Origin of the sequence: Streptomyces sp. CLV115, assembly GCF_038448545.1 — a bacterium.
Taxonomy (GTDB): domain Bacteria; phylum Actinomycetota; class Actinomycetes; order Streptomycetales; family Streptomycetaceae; genus Streptomyces; species Streptomyces sanglieri.
Genome location: NZ_JBCEWQ010000021.1, coordinates 65,066 through 80,681 on the forward strand (window position 1 = coordinate 65,066; position 15,616 = coordinate 80,681).

The following is a 15,616-nucleotide window of genomic DNA, read 5'->3' on the forward strand; positions in this document are numbered from 1 at the left end:
CTTTATGGACCCCGTACTCATCGCCGGAGCAGGCATCGGCGGACTCACCCTCGCGGCCGGACTCGCCGGCCGCGGCATTCCGGCCGTCGTCCTGGAGCAGGCCGAACAGCTCGCCCCTGTCGGAGCCGGCCTGACCGTGCAGCCCAACGCACTGATTGCGCTGCGCCGCCTGGGCCTGGCCGCGCCTTTCGAAGCAATCGGCGCGCGGCTCTCCACGGCCGCCGTCTACGATGCCCGCGGCCGCGTGCTGCTGCAGCCGAGCCCCGCCCAGGCCAGCGCCCTGCTGGCGGAGATCGGTGCCCCCGCCCTGGGCCTGCACCGCGCCACCATCCACCAGGCGCTGGTCGGCCAGCTCGGCACCAGCGAGCTGCGGCTCGCCTCGACCGTCACTGCCGTTGACCCCAACCGGGCCACCGTCACCCTCGCCAACGGACAGGAAGTGCGCGGCTCCGTGCTGGTCGGCGCGGACGGCCTGCGCTCAACCGTCCGAACCGCGCTGCTGGGCGCCCAGGCGCCCAGCTACAGCGGCTACTACTGCTGGCGCGGCGTCACCGACGTCAACCCTCTGCCCGGCGACTGGATCGGAGAGATGTGGGGAGCGGGTCGCCGCTTCGGCGGATGCGTCATCGACGGCGGCCGCCTGTATTGGTTCCTGTGCGCCAACGGCCCCGCCGACGGCACAGACGACGACACCCGCGCCGCGCTCACCCGGGCCACGGCCGAGTTCCCCGACTATGTCCGTCAGGCAGTCAAGGGCACCCCCGTCAGCGCCATCCGCCGCGACGACATCCGCGACCGCCCGCCGGTCACGCAGTGGGGCCGGGGCCGCACCACCCTGCTCGGCGACGCCGCCCACCCCATGACCCCCAACCTGGGCCAGGGCGCGTGCCAGGCCATTGAGGACGCTCTAGCTCTCACCGACCTGGTCGCCGAGTACGGACCCACCTCCGACGCCCTGCGCCGCTACGAACGTTTCCGCCAGCCCAGGGCCAACGCCGTCGTCAAGGCTGCCCACCAGCTCGGGCGCATCGCCCACTGGAGCACTCCCACACGCACCCGGGTACGCAACACCCTCGTCCGGATGACCCCGGCCTCCGCCCTGGTACGCCAGCTGCGCGCCTCCTGGCGGCTGCCCGAGACCACCGGCTGACCCCCAGGCACCCTTCCGCCCACGCCGATTCACCGGAAGCGAGCACATGCACGACCTCGACACCGACACCGGCCGTATTCCCCTCTCCGTTCTCGGCCTGGGCCTGATGGGCCAGGCCCTCGCCTCGGCCTTCCTGGGCCGAGGTCACCCCACCACCGTGTGGAACCGCACCCGCGCCAAGGCTGAACCCCTCACCGCGCAGGGCGCGAAGCAAGCCTGGACCGTCCGTGACGCCGTCACGGCCGGCCCGCTCGTGGTCATTTGTGTCTCCGGCTACGACAACGTGCGTGACATCCTCGAACCCGTGAGCCGGGACCTGGCCGGCCGCACCCTGGTCAACCTGACCTCGGGCACCTCACAAGCGGCACGCGAGACGGCCAAGTGGGCGGCCCACCAAGGCGCCTCCTACCTCGACGGCGCGATCATGGCCGTACCTTCAGCCATCGGCACCGCGAACGCCACCGTCCTCTACAGCGGTCCAACCACCGCATTCGACCGGCACCAACAGGCACTCAGCAGCCTCGGCTGCCCCGTGTACGTCGGCGCAGACCATGGCCTGCCGTCCCTGTTCGACGCGGCCGCGCTCAGTTTGGTGTGGAGCACCCTCAACGGCTTCCTGCACGGCGCTGCCCTGCTCGGCAAGGCAGGAATCCCCGCGACCGCATTCGCCCGCCTCGCCAAGACGGGCATCGAAACCGTAGCCGACTGGCTGCCCGGTTACGCGCAGCAGATCGACGACGGCACATACCCGGCCACCGACTCCACCGTCAACACGAACCTGACCGGAATGAAACACCTCCTCCACGAAAGCCACGCCGCCGACATCAACACCGAACTACCCGAACTCTTCACGACCCTGGCCGAACGGGCAGCAGCCAAGGGACACAGCAACAACAGCTACGCAGCGATCATCGAACAACTCCGCCACCCAGCCCAAGGTGGGCACGGTGCACGGCGGATTCCTGCTCGAGCCCGCCGATACGGCGATCGGGACGGCCCATTCGACCCTCATGGGGATCGGCGAATTGGGCACTGCGCAAATTGCGGAAATTCTGTTGTGGCACCGGATGCGGAACCGCAGAATACGCACGCCAAAGTACACATGATCTTTCAAGGACGAAGAGTGACTGAGAACGACGAGCAGCGCCAGACCCTGACCAATGGGCAGGGTGTGCCGGTCCTGACCTATCTGCAGGGTGTTCGGGAGGGGCACCCATGGGCGGACCTGGCCGAAGTGGTCGGCCCCGACCCTGTGGACACCATCATCGCCCGCATGTCCGGATGGGCAGTCTCGGGATCCGTGGAACTCGGTGAGCAACTGCTGTGCCGTGGCGCACGGGTGATGCGACACGCCCACGAAATGCGGAGAGACCTGGTCGCGTGTCCGCCACCGGTCGACTGGTCATCACGAGACCTGGGCAACGGACTTCGGGCAGTTCCTTGCGAGCTCGACGCCGATGCGGTGTTCCCAGCATGGCGAGCCGCCTTTCATGCCAACCATCCCGACCATTTCTCCGGCAGCGATGAAGAAGCGCTCAACGAGCGCCTGGCGCCGATGCTGGCGGGCTCCGTACTCGGGCCGGTGCTTGCGTGCAGTGCCTTGGTGGTGGACGAGACGAACCGCGTGGTCGCCGGGGCGATCCTCACCGATCGTGACGGCCTGCCGTGGATCGCCGACGTATTCCGCCAACCCGAAGCCCGCTACGTGGGCCTTGGCGCCAATCTGCTGCGCCGAGCGCTGAGCGATGCCGCGGCCGACGGGCTGGCCGACGTCTCGCTCGTCGTGAGCGATGCGAATCCGGCCCGCCACGTGTACGAGAAGCTCGATTTCCAACTGACCGGCACATCATTGACCGTCGTAGTGCCGTAGGCCAAGGAACGTTTCCCCGCCCCGCGGCCGGTACGCGTCGACTGTTCGCGGGGCGATCCAGCGGTCCCGGCGCGTGCTGCTCCCCTACGACCTCGCGCGCACGCTCGCCTGGATGCAGGCCGCTTGCCGACCGCTCCTGGCAGCCGGAAAGGCGGCGGCAGCTGGTCCCTCAGTACTTCGAGGAACTGCTGACGCGGCCGCAAGGACGGCTCCAAGTCCGTCAGCCAGGCCGCGGGACGGGCCGCGTAGATCTCTCCACGGCCCGAGGAGATTGACAACCGGCACCTGCCCACTTGCTGACAACCCACCCCATGGCAGCCCTACGACACCACCCTGCAAAACCCTGCCAGTCGCCGGCATCGTGATCGCGCTCGGCACCACGTGCCCGTCCGATCCTGAGACAACCGGTTCGAACGGTCATAGAAGCTGCTGAGAAAGTGCGGCCCAATCGAAAGATGTAGCGACCATTGGATCCCGTGAACACGAACGAGAGCAGCAGTACCTCGTCCGTCACCGACCCCCAGACCGACGGCCGGCCACCCAGGCGCGGCTGGCGGCGCTGGGCGATGGACACCCGCCCCCTGCGCCATCCCGCCTACCGGCGGCTGTGGTCGTCGACCATCGTCACCACCGTCGGCAGTCAACTCACTGCTGTGGCCGTGCCCAAGCAGATCTACGACATCACGCACTCCTCGGCCTGGGTCGGCTACGCCGGCCTCGCCGGTCTGCTGCCATTGGTCGTGTTCGCGCTGTGGGGCGGGGCAGTCGCGGACACCATGGACCGCCGCAAGCTGCTGTTGGTCACCAACATCGGCATCGCCGTGACCTCGCTGCTGTTCTGGGCTCAGGCAGTCACCGGACTTCACTCCGTCGTCGTCCTGATCGTGCTGCTCGGCGTACAGCAGGCGTTCTTCGGCCTCAACTCACCAGCCCGCAGCGCCTCCATCGCCCGGCTGGTGCCGGCCGAGGAACTGCCCGCCGCCAACGCCCTCGGCTCAACGGTCAACCAGGCCGGCCTGGTGGCGGGCCCGCTGCTGGCCGGCGCGCTGATCCCCATCATCGGCCTGCCCGAGCTGTATCTGATCGACGCAGTAGCCCTGTGCGCCACCGTGTGGGCCGTCTTCCAGCTTCCCACGCTGCCGCCACTGGGCATGCATTCCACCCGCCGAGCCGGAATACGGGAGATCGCAGCCGGATTCCGCTACGTCGCCGGGCACAAGGTGCTGCTGCTGTCCTTCCTCGTCGACATCATCGCGATGGTCGCCGGTATGCCCCGCGCCCTGTTCCCACAGCTGGCCAACCAGACCTATGCCGCCTACGGCGAGGGGCTGGCGCTCGGCGTGCTGTTCGCAGCTATCCCACTCGGCACGGTGATCGGCGGTCTGTTCTCCGGCACGTTCTCGCGGCTGCGCCGGCACGGCTGGATGGTGATCGGAGCCGTGGTCGGCTGGGGCGCGGCCATCGCCGGGGCCGGCATGAGCCGCAACCTGTGGGTAACCGTGGCCTTCCTTGCCGCCGCCGGGGTCGCCGACATGGTCTCCATGGTGTTCCGCGAGGCGATCCTGCTCTCCGCCGCGACCGACGAGATGCGTGGCCGTATGCAGGGCGTGTTCACGGTGGTGGTCGCAGGCGGTCCGCGCCTCGCCGACGTGCTGCACGGCACCGCAGGCTCCGCATTCGGCCCCCAGGCCGCTTTCGCGGGCGGCGGAGCGCTGGTCGTAGTGGTGATGCTGGCTCTTGCTGTGGCAGCCCCGGCCCTGCGTCGCTACCGCATTTGAACCCTTACGGCGGAGACTCCGGCAGAGCACGTACTTGGTCCATCAGCTTGCCCCGAGTCGTCTCTGTGCAGTGGTGGCTCTGTTGATGACAGGGGGCTCTGGTCCACTTCTTGTGGTGTACGTGGGAGTTCTCGCTTCCGTGTCCGGGATGGTTCTCAGTTCGGTGTCCGGTCTTGGGTGCTGTGGAGCGGGTCGATCCGGGTGTTTCTATGGGGTTTTGAGAAGTGGTGGCCGGGCGCTGGTGCTGGACAAGCAATGAGGATTGGCTGGTCACTGAGTGAGGAATACCTGGTCAGCGGAGCGGGAGATCCGAGTACGGCGTTCTGAGCGCCTGTCATCCGCCCCGGGCCTCTTTGCCCGGGGCGGCTGGTGTTCGCGCTCCTGAGGGGCGCACAGCGATTCCAGGGGTTTCGACTGTCCGTCATGCGGGCTGTGATGGCGAGCAATTGGCTGTGGAGTTCGCGGAGAATTGATCTTCGTTGCTTTTCCGATTGCGCGGGGTTGGCTCGTAATCGGGGGAGGGGGTGCGTGCTGATTCCACAAAGGAGCTGGGTTGGTTTTTGGCGCATTCTCAGAGTGCAGAATTGGTGGGCTCGGGATTGTTTCTGTGGTGATTAAGGGCTGTCCCGTAAATGATCTCTGAGCGGTTTCGGTTGTGGTCGCCCGCCGTGCGGGCCACTCCCCTACCCGGCGAGTGCGAGGTTGTGCATCCGTGCGATGCCGAGCATGGCGTGGTGGACACCGTCGTCTTTAAGGCGGCAGTCGCGGAGAATCTTCCAGGTTTTCATCCGGGCGAAGACGTGCTCGACACGGGCCCGGACCTGCTTGTGGGAACGGTTGTGCTTCTCTTTCCAGTCCGGAAGTTCAGTCTCGCCGGGCGCCCGACGGTGAGGGATGACCAGCCCGGTGCCCTGGTAGCCGCCGTCGGCGATTGCGGTCGTGTTGCCGACGGCGGCCTTGGCGCCGGTTCCTCCCAGCCGCGGGAGTCGTGCCGGTTACCCGGCAGCGGCCGGCCGACCCCACAACGAGGCGGGTGACCGCGTCGATGACGACCTGGTGGGCGGTTGAGTAGCGGTAGTTCTTGGACTGCTCGGCCACGGTGTGGTCGCGGGTGGGCACGAGAGTGCCGTCCACAATGAGCACAGTGTCCCTGGCGAAGCGTTTGCGGGGTTGGAGCGCGAGCATGGGTCCGAGGTGGTCGATGATGCGGTCCGCCGCCGACTTCGAGACCCCGAACAGCGGAGCAAGCTGGCGCATCGTCAAGTTCGTGCGCCAGTACGCCGCGACCAGCAGGGCCCGGTCCTCCAGCGGAAGGCTCCACGGCCGACCCTTGCGGACCGAATCCGCGCCTTCCCGCCGCAGGACGGTCAGTAGCTTGCCGAAGTTGCGCGGGCTCAGCCCGGTGAACGGGGCTATCCAAGACGGCTCCGACGCCGCGATCACACCAGCCACACCAAGATCATCTCATGTGACTGAGCGCCCGAGTTGGCATCGCGCGCCAACTGAGGCCGTTGTCGCTCGGTTCTCAGGGCTCCACGCCGCAGCGTCGCGCAATTGCCTTCAGGCGTTCGAGTTCCCGTCGTGCTGCTGTCGGATGGGCGAGGTCGAGAGCCATCCCGGCGCGGGCAGAGATGTAGAGGATGTCCTGGCGGGTGGCGGCGTCCAGGCCGGGGGCGGTCTGGAGGCGGCGGCCCGTGACGCTCAGGTAGATCGCGATGCTATCGAGATCCTCGCGCAGGTGCACAGGAAGCACCTGCCGCAGTTCGTCCTTGGCGTAGTCGCGTGCCTGCCGGTCCGCCGCGCAGGGACCAGGCGCCACGGGAGCCCAGGGAAGGCCAGCTTCTCGGGCGTCGTCGTACATCTCCGCCACCAAGGCGCGTGCAGACGCGGGATCGCCCTCGGCGGCTGCCGCGCGGGCCGACTGCAACGTGGAGCGCAGTCGTGCACGGACCTGAGCATCCTCGCCAGTCCGGGCGTTCAGATAGCCGGACCACACGTCGAACGCCTTGCCCAACTCGGCATCCAGCATGATCTTGTACACGTCCGGCACTCCGCCGCTCCTCCGTCGGGCCCGTCCCGGCATGGACGGCAGCGGACAGGATAGGACGGGAGCTGGGCGGGACGCCTGCGAATTACCTGGTGCAGGGTGCAGGAGCCACGCGTCAACTGAGATGGGTACTGCTGCCACCCAAGGGCGCAGGTGCCGACTGAGCGGCTCCGTCTCATCTCACCAGTGCCAACAGTTACGGGACAGCCCTTAGACGACGCTACCGCGGGACGGTGAGTGAGCGAGCTGAGCGGTGTGGGCTTCGCGCGCCAGGCCCTTCTTGCGGCCCGGGAGGCGGCGAGGAAGAACGGCGGCACCGTCGAGAAGCCGAAGCAGCGCACCGGCACCGTCGTACGGCGCGGCGACTGTGAGCCGCTGGGGCTGGGCGCGGCGATCGGCATGATGATGCCCGAGCGCGGCATGGTCGCTGCGGCCGTCGGCGGAAGCATCCTCACTCTTCTCTGCATCATGCCGACAGGTGATCTACTCGGTGTGCAGCACCGAGGCGATGGTCATCCGGGCCGCCGACCGGGCCGGGACCAGTGCGCCGAGGACTGCGATCGCCACACCCGCCAGGAGCATCATGGCCAGCTGCGGCGCGTGCCACACGTCCTTCATGTATGCGGGGAAGTCGACCACCCCGACATGGTCCACGACGAGGCGATGCGCCACGATCCCGAGCGGGATGCCGGGCAGCCCGCCGATCGCGCCCAGCCCGGCGACCGAGGTCACCGTCATCACCACCACCTGGCGGGGTGTCATCCCGATCGACTTGAGCATGCCCAGGTCCCGGCGTCGCTCACGGGTGTTCAGGAGAACGGTGTTGAAGACACCGAGCGACGCGACGAGTGTCAGCAGCACCGTGAACACCGTCGAGAAGGTGACGACGGTGGCGGTGCCGGCGTTGCCGGAGTCCGTCACCGACGCGTGCAGGCCCGGGTTGAGCGCCGCGACCGCCTCGGCGTAGGTGCGCGCGTCGGCGCCGGGGGCGAGCCGCACCGTGTACTCGGTGTCGTGTGCGTCCGGCGCGAGTTGGGCGAAGCAATCCCAAGTGGCCTCCAGGGCAGGGACGTTGCCCTCAATGAGCTGACCCACGACGGTCGCGGTGATCTTCCTGCCGTTCAGCTCCAGCGTGGCCCGGTCACCGAGCTTCAGCCCGCGCTGGGTCAGGAATGCCGGCCCGGCCACGATCTCGCCCGCCCCTGCTGGCGCCCGGCCCTTGACGATGGTGTGCTCGTACCAGGAATCGTCGCCGCGGTAGAAGTCGGCGAAGACGGGCTGGGTCTGCCCGGTCGTGTTCACCTGGGACAGCGCGCGGGCCCGTACCTCCTCCGCGCCTGGCAGAGACCGCAACCGTGTCTCGATCTGCGGGTCACTGAGCCGGGGCGGGGTCCGGTCGTTGCTCGACCCTCCGGTCGTCACGTGGATCCTGGCGCCACCGTCCTCCCGCCCGACCTTGCCGTACACCACCATGGTGCTGGTCAGTCCGGTCGACAGGGTCACTGTGGTGACCCCGAGGATGATGGCCGTCATGGTCAGCAGGGTGCGGCCGGAACGGGTAAACGGCTGGCCGAGGCCCAGACTGACCAGGCGCGGCAGCCGGGTGGCGCCGAGCAGCCGCTGAACGCGCAGCCCGCGCCCGGCCCGCGGCGCGCCGCCCGCGCTGATCGCCTCCGCGGCGGGCAGCCGCTGGGCGCGCAGGGCGGGGACCAGTGCGGCCAGCAGGACGAGGGCGGGCATACCCACGAGACAAGCCACGGAGCCCCATGGGCTGATGTCGCCGACCGAGGCCCGGCCCGCGTTGATGCCGGTGAACGCGACCTTCAGGATCGGCCCGGCCAGCGCGTTGCCGGCCAGAGTGCCCAGTACACAGCCCACCACCGCCGGTACGGAGAGCATCGTCAGGTAGACGGCGACGACCTGGTTGGGGGTGAAGCCCAGGGCTTTGAGCACTCCGATGTGCCGGTACCCGGAGACGACCGCCCCGCTTACCACATTGCCGGCGATCAGGGTGGAGACCAGCAGGCCGAGGATGCCGAAGAGTGTCATGAACGGGAGGTAGGAGTCGGCCAGCGCGGAGAAGGCCTGCTTGAGGGTGAGGTAGGTCTGTGCGCCGGCCAGCGATTCCTTGGGCAGTCCCGTGGTGGCCCGTGCCAGCGAGGCGCTCAACTGGGCCTGCGTCGAGAAGTCCGTGAAGCGGTAGAGCATCTGGGCGGAGGTCGGGTGCAGTGCGGCCATCTGCTCGGGCGAGACCCAGGCGCTCGCCGACTTGCTCATGCTGGTGGCGAATCCGACGACGGTCAGCGTCGCTCCGCCGGGGGTCTCCAGCTTGGTGCCGAGGAGCGCGGTGCCGGGGGAGTCCTGGGGGGACCAGTTGACGACGATTTCGCCGGGTGCGGTGGCCCAGTGGCCCTCATGGACTTCGATCCGGTCCACAGTCACGGGCCGCGTCATCCGTGACCCGCGCCCGCGCTCTGGCAGCCCGGTACCCGGCCTCCTACATCTGCTGGGACCTCCTGCAGCACCCGGACCCGACGATCGGCGACTGCCGAAACCGCCCCTACACCGAGCGCCCGCGACTCCCAACCCGGGGCTAGCCGACGCCGCAACTCCAAACCCGTCGCCGAGCACTGGCTCGGCCGCGGGCTGCTCGCGACGTAAGTCGGCCGCGTCAGCCGGCGAGGCCGCTGCGGTAGGCGTGGATGACGAGTTGGACGCGGTCGCGGGCACCGAGCTTGGCCAGCAGCCGGGCGACATGGGTCTTCACCGTGCCCGCGCCGATGTACAGCCGGTCACCACGGGCCAGGGCCTCGACCTGGCCCTGAGCCCGTCTGCGGGGAGGGCTGGCCGGGGGCGTTGGGCGGTCGGTCAGCTCATGTCTGTCAGGAGGGCGTTGAGTTCCTTCTCCTGCTGGGCGGGCGGCATCGGCGGGTTCGAGTGATCGATGCCGAAGGTCCCCAGCACCTTGTCCATCTGAGCGTCGATGGAGGTCCAGCCGGTGTTGTCCAGCGGCTGCAACGACGCCTGGTCTGCGTCCCACAGGTCGCGCAGCGACTGGGCGGCCGCGTGCGCGCCCTTCGCGTTCCCCGAGCGTGCGTCCTTGAGCGAGGTCGAGGCGAGGGTCCGCAGCGCGGAGACCTTGGCAGGCGGGAACTTCTTCACCGCCTCGCCCGGAGCCATCTGGACGGTGGAGGTGTTGTCCTCCTCCGGCGCCGGGCCGGTGTGCGGCTGGCCATGGGCCCAGAGCAGCAGGCCCGTGGTCGCGACGGCGAGCAGTCCGAAGCCGGCCAGCGCGACGCGCTCCTTGCGCGGGTCACCGGTGGCGTGTTCGGCGTGGGCCGCCTCGTAGGTCTCGGTCACGTCCGAGCGCGTCGATCACCGTCGCCAGGATGAGACCGAGGAAGATCAGGCTGGTGGTGAAGGTGCCCAGCGCGAGACCCGTCGGCTCGCCCGGCTGAGCGACCTTCGGGGACGCGAGCCAGTCGCCGATGTTGGCGCCCAGCGGGCGGGTCAGGATGTAGGCGAGCCAGAAGGACAGCACCGGGTTGGCGCCGAACTTCCACAGCAGCGTGATCGCCGCGATGAGGCCGAGCGGCAGCAGCACCGAGGCGCCCGGGCTCCAGCCGGTCAGCTCGAGGGTCCAGTCGCCGGTCGCGGTGCCGAGCGCGAAGGTGACGAGCACGGCGAGCCAGTAGAACGACTCCCGCGGCAGCGTCGTGACCGAGTGGATCGACAGGGTGCGCTCACGCAGCCACCACACGCCGAAGACCACGGCGAGCAGGACCGAGAACACGGCGGAGCTGATCCACAGCGGCACGTTGAGCTGGTCGGTGAGGATGTCGGTGTACAGGGTGCCCGTGACGCTGACAACGACCACGGTCAGCCAGTACGGGAAGGGGACGTATCGCTTCAGCCGCAGCTGAACGGCCAGGACCACCACGAACACCGCGGTGAAGATCCAGGCCGTGTTCACCAGGCCGACGCCCAGCTTCATGTTGATCCAGTCGGCGAAACTCTCCCCGACGGTCGTGCAGAGGATCTTGATCACCCAGAACCAGATGGTGACCTCAGGAACCTTGTTGAGCATGAGATGCCCGCTGCGCGAGCGTGCTTCCGTTGTCGTTGTCATGGAGGGAGGTTTACGCAGGGAACCTGCAAGCAACCTGACTACGTGACCGTACGCGCGATCGGCAGTGTCACCTCGACGTGACCGCGGCCGTCCGCGATCGCACGGACCTCCGCACCGGCCGAAGCGGCGATCCGCCTCACCACCGGCAGTCCAAGGCCGTACCCGCCGCTGCCGGTCACCCCCGCCTCGAAGACCCGGTCGACCTCGGCGGGATCGAACCCGGGGCCGTCGTCCAGGACATCGACCACGATGGCGTCGTCCTGGTGGCGCGCGGTGATCCACACTCGGGACTTCGCATGCCGCAGGCCGTTCTCCAGCAGCGGTGACAGCAGTGATACGGCGATGTCGGGCGCCACGGCCACCTCGACCTTGGCCGGAACGGCGATCTCGACCGCGCAGCTGCCGATCGCCCGCCGGGCGGCGGAGCGCAGATCGCACCGGGTGCCGTCGTCCGTCCGTGCGCGCGCGGCGCGCAGAATCGTCGTGATCGCCGCGTCGAGGCGGTCGACCTCGCTCAACACCACCTGCGGCCCCACCGGCTCGCCGGACAGATGGGCCAATTGCGCCTCGGCCCGCAGGACCGTGAGTGGCGTGCGCAGTTCGTGGGCGATCTCGTCGGTGAGCCGGCGCTCGTCCGCCAGTGCGGTGTCGACGCGTTCCAGAAGGCGGTCCAGGGTCTGTCCCAGTTCCCCGAACTCGTCGCGGGGGACGCCGAGGTTGAAGCGGCGCCCGGGTTCGTGATGGCCCCAGTCGTCGGCGAGGGCCGCCATCTCGTGCACGACCCGCAGCGCTCGGTGCACCACGAGGTGCGCGACGCCGCCGGCGAGGAGGATGGTGAGGCCGCCCAGGATCAGCGTCAAGGTCAGGCTGCGCTGCTCGGACGTCTCGTAGGGAGTGAGGTCCACCCGGACGATCACCATGGCGTGGTGGCCGTCGATCGGGACCTGGCGCGCGTACAGGAGGTAGTCGCCGACGGTCGCGGTCTGTGATCGCCCCTCGTCCGCCAGCTCCTCCGCGCGCGCGACCACACTCGCCGGTACGGTCCCGTCGATCAGACGGCCGTCGGCATATACCCAGGCGACCTCGTCCAGCGCCTCGCTGTTGTTCTCGGTGAGCACGACACGGCCGCCCTTGGAGCTGACGTTCGCCGCGACCGCCTCGGCGCGCGTACGGGCCAGATCGTGCGCGTCGGCGTCCGTCACCCGGCTCAGCAGCACGTGCGAGACCACGACCAGGATAGCGACCACGGCGGTGGCGATCAGCACGGTGAGCGCGACCACCCTGCTTCGAAACCCCGTCACTGCCATCGGTAGCCCACGCCGCGGACCGTCGCCAGCCGCTCGGCCACACCCAGCGAACCGAGCTTCGTCCGCAGCCGACGCACGTAGGAGTCGAGCGTGTTGTCGCTGACCTGCGCGCCGTGCGGCCAGCCCGCGGCGACGAGGGCGTGGCGCCGTACCACGTCGCCCTGCGAGGCGATCAGGCGGCCCAGGAGCCGGAACTCGGTCGGGGTCAGGCTCACGCTCACCGCGTCAAAGGTCACCATGTGCTTCGCCGGATCGAGGTGGACCTCGTGCGGTGCGGGCGCCACGGTGGCCCGGCGCAGCAACGCCCGGACGCGGACCAGCAGTTCCGGGATGTCGAAGGGCTTGGTCATGTAGTCGTCGGCGCCGGCCTCGAAGCCGCCCACCTTGTGATGCAGGCCGTCCAACGCGGTGAGCATCAACACCGGCACATCGACGCCGCGGGCCCGCAGGGCCAGGCAGACATCGCGGCCGTCGGCGTCCGGCAGCCCGAGATCCAGGACAACCAGCTGGGGCGCCGGTGCGAGCTGCCGCAGCAGGCCGTCGGCCGTCGCGGCAACAGCGACGGTGTGACCGTCGTGCTCCAGGGCACGCTTGAGGACGCCACGGACCGCCGCGTCGTCTTCGCACACCATGATGAAAGCCACGTGCTGACCCTAGATACTCCCGTCCCGGTTCTCCATCTGCCCTGATCAGCCGCCTGACGGTCGTGAAAGGCGCTGGCACCGCACGCCCCCTGCCAGCCCCGCCGTAGCGCACGCAGGTGTCCGTTGCCCGGTCGTCAGCCACCGTCCTGCGGTTCGCCGCCGTGCACGGGCACCAGCACGGTGAACGTGGTCGGACGGCGACCGGTCTGGGACGGGGCCAGGGCGGCCATGGCGGATACCGCCACGAGAGCGGCGGTGCCTACGCTGGTGAACTTCATGGAACGACTCCGTGATCGGTCGGTCGGATTGCACCGTGATCAACGCACTGACATCGCAGAGGAAGTGACAAATGTCAGCGAAAGCCGTGAGAGATCACTGCAGTCCATGGGCCTGGCGGCGCCTAGCTTGTGAGCAGGGCCAGGCGCGTCACGCGCTGCACCTCGTACGTACGAACGCGAAGGAGACCGCCATGTCGAATTCTGTCCCTGCCCGGACTCCGACTCCGCCCAGGCCCAGCAGGAGGCAGGTGGTAAGCACGGGTGCGGTCCTCGCCGCCGGTCTCGCGACCGGCCTCGCGATGGCCGCCGCCCCGGCCGCCGCGGCGCCCGGCCGCACGCCGGGTGCGGCACCGTACCCCCGCCCCGAACCGCCGGTGCGGCTCGTTCTGCCGCGACCGACCGGCCACCACGCCATCGGCACTGCAGCTCTGCGTCTCACCGACCGCAGCCGCCGCGATCCCTGGGTGCCCGCGCAGCCGGTGAGGGAACTGATGGTCCAGCTCTGGTACCCGGCCCGCAGCGCTGCCGCACCGCCCAGGCCGGGCCTTCCCCGGGCACCCTGGATGACCGCGGAGGCCGCCAAGGTCTTCCAGAAGACGGGCTACCTGCTCGACGGCTATGTCACGCTCCCGGTCACCCACGCCCGTGACTCCGCCCCGGCCGATGCCCGCGCGGGCCGGCGCCCGGTGATCCTGTACTCCCACGGGCACGGTCAGCACCGCGCTTCCAGCACGTCGCTGGTCGAGGACCTCGTCAGTCACGGATACGTCGTCGTCACGATCGACCACACCTACGACGCCGGACAGGTCGAGTTCCCCGGCGGCCGGGTCGAGACCTACGCCATGCCGCCTCTGGGCGACGAGGACGACGACCCGGTTGTCGGCAAGGCGGTCGACGTACGGGTCAGCGACACCCGATTCGTGCTGGAGGAGCTGTCGCGGATCGTACGGTCCCGGCGTTCCGGCGGCCGACCGCTCCCGCACGGTCTCGCCGATGTCCTCGACATGTCCCGGGTCGCAATGTTCGGCCACTCCCTGGGCGGCGCAACCGCGGCCGCGGCGATGGCGTCGGGCGTACCGCTGCGCGCCGGAGCGAACCTCGACGGCGCCCTGTTCGGCCCCGTGGTGGACTCCGGGCTGCGCCGGCCGTTTCTCCTGATGAGCGAGGACGCGGACAACAACCCGAGCTGGGCAAAGGCCTGGCCCCACCTGCGCGGCTGGCGCCGCAATCTCCGGCTGACCGGTACGCGGCACTTCTCGTACACCGACTACGAGACCTTCATGCCACAGGCCGCCGAACGCCTTGGGGCGACCGAGGAACAGCTCGCCGAATTCATCGGCCCGCTCGACGAGGCGCGGGCGATCGACATTCAGCGGCGCTTCCTGCGCGCCTACTTCGACCTTCATCTGCGTCACCAGCCGGCACGGATCCTGGACGGTCCGTCCGCCCATTACCCGGAGATGCGCTTCATCGGCTGACGCCGGACGACGATCACCTTGGTCGCGCAGTCGATGAACCAGGTCACCCACGGACAGACCAGCTCGCCCTCGACGTCCACCTGGACCGGAACCCGCTTGTGATCGCCCTCCCAGACCACGTTGCGGTGAGTGGGCGGACGCTTGGCGAACACGTCATGCGCCCGCCGCGCCTGCTCGCCCTGCCTGAGCCCGGCCCGCTCGCCGGCCGTCAGGTCCCGGCGGATGGCCCCCCAAGGCCTCTGCCACCAGCCGGACATGGCGGGACGTCAGCTCACCCCGGGCCTCCAAGCCGAACAGCCGCTGCACCGCAGCCACCCGGCTCACCTCAACCGCACGCACCGCCTGCGCGCGGTGTGCACCAGTTCTGTCGTCGGACATGCCCCAGGTCTCTCACGGGATCTGCAGCCCGCTGACGGGATCCGGCGGTGCGATGACAGCGACGAGACGCAGCTGCTACAGCAGTCCCGGGGGCGTCGGAGTTGTGTTAGCTGTTATCGAATTTTCCAAGGAATAGGCAACGGGACGTCCTTTGGATGTCCCGCTTGCGAGACAGCGACGTGACGACCGCGGGGCTGTGCTCGACTACGGCCTGTCCCAGCGTGCCCTGATTGCCATCTCCGCCCGTTCCGACGACGTCGCCGACCTTGATGATGCGCCCACCGCCTCTCCACGTGTCGTTTCGTGGGGGTGTAGTTGAGGTACGGGGAGCGGTGTTTGCTGGGGATATTCGGGATGGTTGAGACCGTTGTGAGCGCGGGTTCGCGGGGACGTAGGCCTGCTGGTCTGGGGATGTCTCGTTCTCGTTGAGAGTGCCTCCGTGTTCCTCAGGTAGCGCCGACGTCTAAAGGACAGGGCGTGTTTTCCCTGGTCACAGCGTTCTGCGTTCCGGCGGGCTGGGCGGGGCTATCGGCGGGGCGCGCGGGGCTGGTCGATGG

General features: G+C 69.0%; 13 protein-coding genes and 2 pseudogenes. 5 read left to right on the forward strand and 10 right to left on the reverse strand.

Annotated features, from left to right (window positions below; all coding sequences use genetic code 11):
• Positions 1-4 precede the first annotated feature (4 nt).
• The 4 genes and pseudogenes from AADR41_RS10965 to AADR41_RS10975 all read left to right on the forward strand — a co-directional run bounded on the left by AADR41_RS10965 (position 5) and on the right by AADR41_RS10975 (position 4,798).
• Positions 5-1,150, forward strand: a complete 1,146-nt coding sequence (locus tag AADR41_RS10965) for an FAD-dependent monooxygenase (protein ID WP_342281149.1) — start codon at positions 5-7, stop codon at positions 1,148-1,150.
• 46 nt (positions 1,151-1,196) lie between these two features.
• Positions 1,197-2,084, forward strand: a pseudogene (locus AADR41_RS42845) (NAD(P)-dependent oxidoreductase); the annotation flags it as partial.
• A 621-nt stretch (positions 2,085-2,705) separates the two neighbouring features.
• Complete coding sequence (locus tag AADR41_RS42850) at positions 2,706-3,020, forward strand: GNAT family N-acetyltransferase (protein ID WP_446751011.1); 315 nt, start codon at positions 2,706-2,708, stop codon at positions 3,018-3,020.
• Positions 3,021-3,496: 476 nt separating this feature from the next.
• The gene (locus AADR41_RS10975) at positions 3,497-4,798 is read left to right on the forward strand and encodes an MFS transporter (protein ID WP_342281151.1); all 1,302 of its coding nucleotides are present in this window, start codon (positions 3,497-3,499) and stop codon (positions 4,796-4,798) included.
• A gap of 683 nt (positions 4,799-5,481) precedes the next feature.
• Here AADR41_RS10975 and AADR41_RS10980 read toward each other — a convergent pair.
• From AADR41_RS10980 to AADR41_RS11020, 9 genes and pseudogenes are all read right to left on the reverse strand, one after another.
• Positions 5,482-6,250 (reverse strand): annotated as a pseudogene (locus AADR41_RS10980) (transposase).
• Between the two features lie 73 nt (positions 6,251-6,323).
• Positions 6,324-6,848: a hypothetical protein gene (locus tag AADR41_RS10985; protein WP_342281152.1), complete on the reverse strand. Its 525-nt coding sequence runs from the start codon at positions 6,846-6,848 to the stop codon at positions 6,324-6,326.
• A gap of 480 nt (positions 6,849-7,328) precedes the next feature.
• Positions 7,329-9,287 (reverse strand): ABC transporter permease, encoded by a 1,959-nt coding sequence (locus AADR41_RS10990; RefSeq protein ID WP_342281153.1) that lies wholly within the window; start codon positions 9,285-9,287, stop codon positions 7,329-7,331.
• 229 nt (positions 9,288-9,516) lie between these two features.
• Positions 9,517-9,717, reverse strand: coding sequence for a response regulator transcription factor (locus AADR41_RS42855; RefSeq protein ID WP_446751012.1), 201 nt, complete (start codon positions 9,715-9,717; stop codon positions 9,517-9,519).
• Positions 9,714-10,205, reverse strand: a complete 492-nt coding sequence (locus tag AADR41_RS11000; RefSeq protein ID WP_342281154.1) for a hypothetical protein — start codon at positions 10,203-10,205, stop codon at positions 9,714-9,716. Before AADR41_RS11000 ends, AADR41_RS42855 begins: the two co-directional genes overlap by 4 nt.
• Complete coding sequence (locus AADR41_RS11005; RefSeq protein WP_342281155.1) at positions 10,159-10,974, reverse strand: COG4705 family protein; 816 nt, start codon at positions 10,972-10,974, stop codon at positions 10,159-10,161. The genes AADR41_RS11000 and AADR41_RS11005 overlap by 47 nt, the downstream gene beginning before the upstream one ends.
• Before the next feature lie 38 nt (positions 10,975-11,012).
• A complete protein-coding gene (locus AADR41_RS11010) occupies positions 11,013-12,281 on the reverse strand; it encodes a sensor histidine kinase (protein WP_342281156.1) in 1,269 nt (422 codons plus the stop codon).
• Positions 12,272-12,925 carry a response regulator transcription factor gene (locus AADR41_RS11015; RefSeq protein ID WP_342281157.1) on the reverse strand — a complete coding sequence of 218 codons (654 nt, stop codon included), beginning with the start codon at positions 12,923-12,925 and terminating at the stop codon, positions 12,272-12,274. Before AADR41_RS11015 ends, AADR41_RS11010 begins: the two co-directional genes overlap by 10 nt.
• 134 nt (positions 12,926-13,059) lie before the next feature.
• The gene (locus AADR41_RS11020; protein ID WP_342281158.1) at positions 13,060-13,203 is read right to left on the reverse strand and encodes a hypothetical protein; all 144 of its coding nucleotides are present in this window, start codon (positions 13,201-13,203) and stop codon (positions 13,060-13,062) included.
• Between the two features lie 248 nt (positions 13,204-13,451).
• Between AADR41_RS11020 and AADR41_RS11025 the strand changes: the two genes are divergently transcribed.
• Positions 13,452-14,681 (forward strand): alpha/beta hydrolase family protein, encoded by a 1,230-nt coding sequence (locus AADR41_RS11025; RefSeq protein WP_342281159.1) that lies wholly within the window; start codon positions 13,452-13,454, stop codon positions 14,679-14,681.
• Here AADR41_RS11025 and AADR41_RS11030 read toward each other — a convergent pair.
• On the reverse strand, positions 14,654-14,938 hold the full coding sequence (locus AADR41_RS11030; protein WP_446751010.1) for a hypothetical protein: 285 nt from the start codon (positions 14,936-14,938) through the stop codon (positions 14,654-14,656). The two genes, AADR41_RS11025 and AADR41_RS11030, sit on opposite strands and share 28 nt — an antisense overlap.
• Positions 14,939-15,616: the final 678 nt, after the last annotated feature.

Excerpts from the sequence above, each read along its gene's own strand:
- AADR41_RS10965 (WP_342281149.1), top strand. The coding sequence starts at position 5 with ATGGACCCCGTACTCATCGCCGGAGCAGGCATCGGCGGACTCACCCTC.
- AADR41_RS42850 (WP_446751011.1), top strand. The coding sequence starts at position 2,706 with ATGCTGGCGGGCTCCGTACTCGGGCCGGTGCTTGCGTGCAGTGCCTTG.
- AADR41_RS11005 (WP_342281155.1), bottom strand. The coding sequence starts at position 10,974 with ATGACAACGACAACGGAAGCACGCTCGCGCAGCGGGCATCTCATGCTC.
- AADR41_RS11010 (WP_342281156.1), bottom strand. The coding sequence starts at position 12,281 with ATGGCAGTGACGGGGTTTCGAAGCAGGGTGGTCGCGCTCACCGTGCTG.
- AADR41_RS11020 (WP_342281158.1), bottom strand. The coding sequence starts at position 13,203 with ATGAAGTTCACCAGCGTAGGCACCGCCGCTCTCGTGGCGGTATCCGCC.
- AADR41_RS11030 (WP_446751010.1), bottom strand. The coding sequence starts at position 14,938 with ATGTCCGGCTGGTGGCAGAGGCCTTGGGGGGCCATCCGCCGGGACCTG.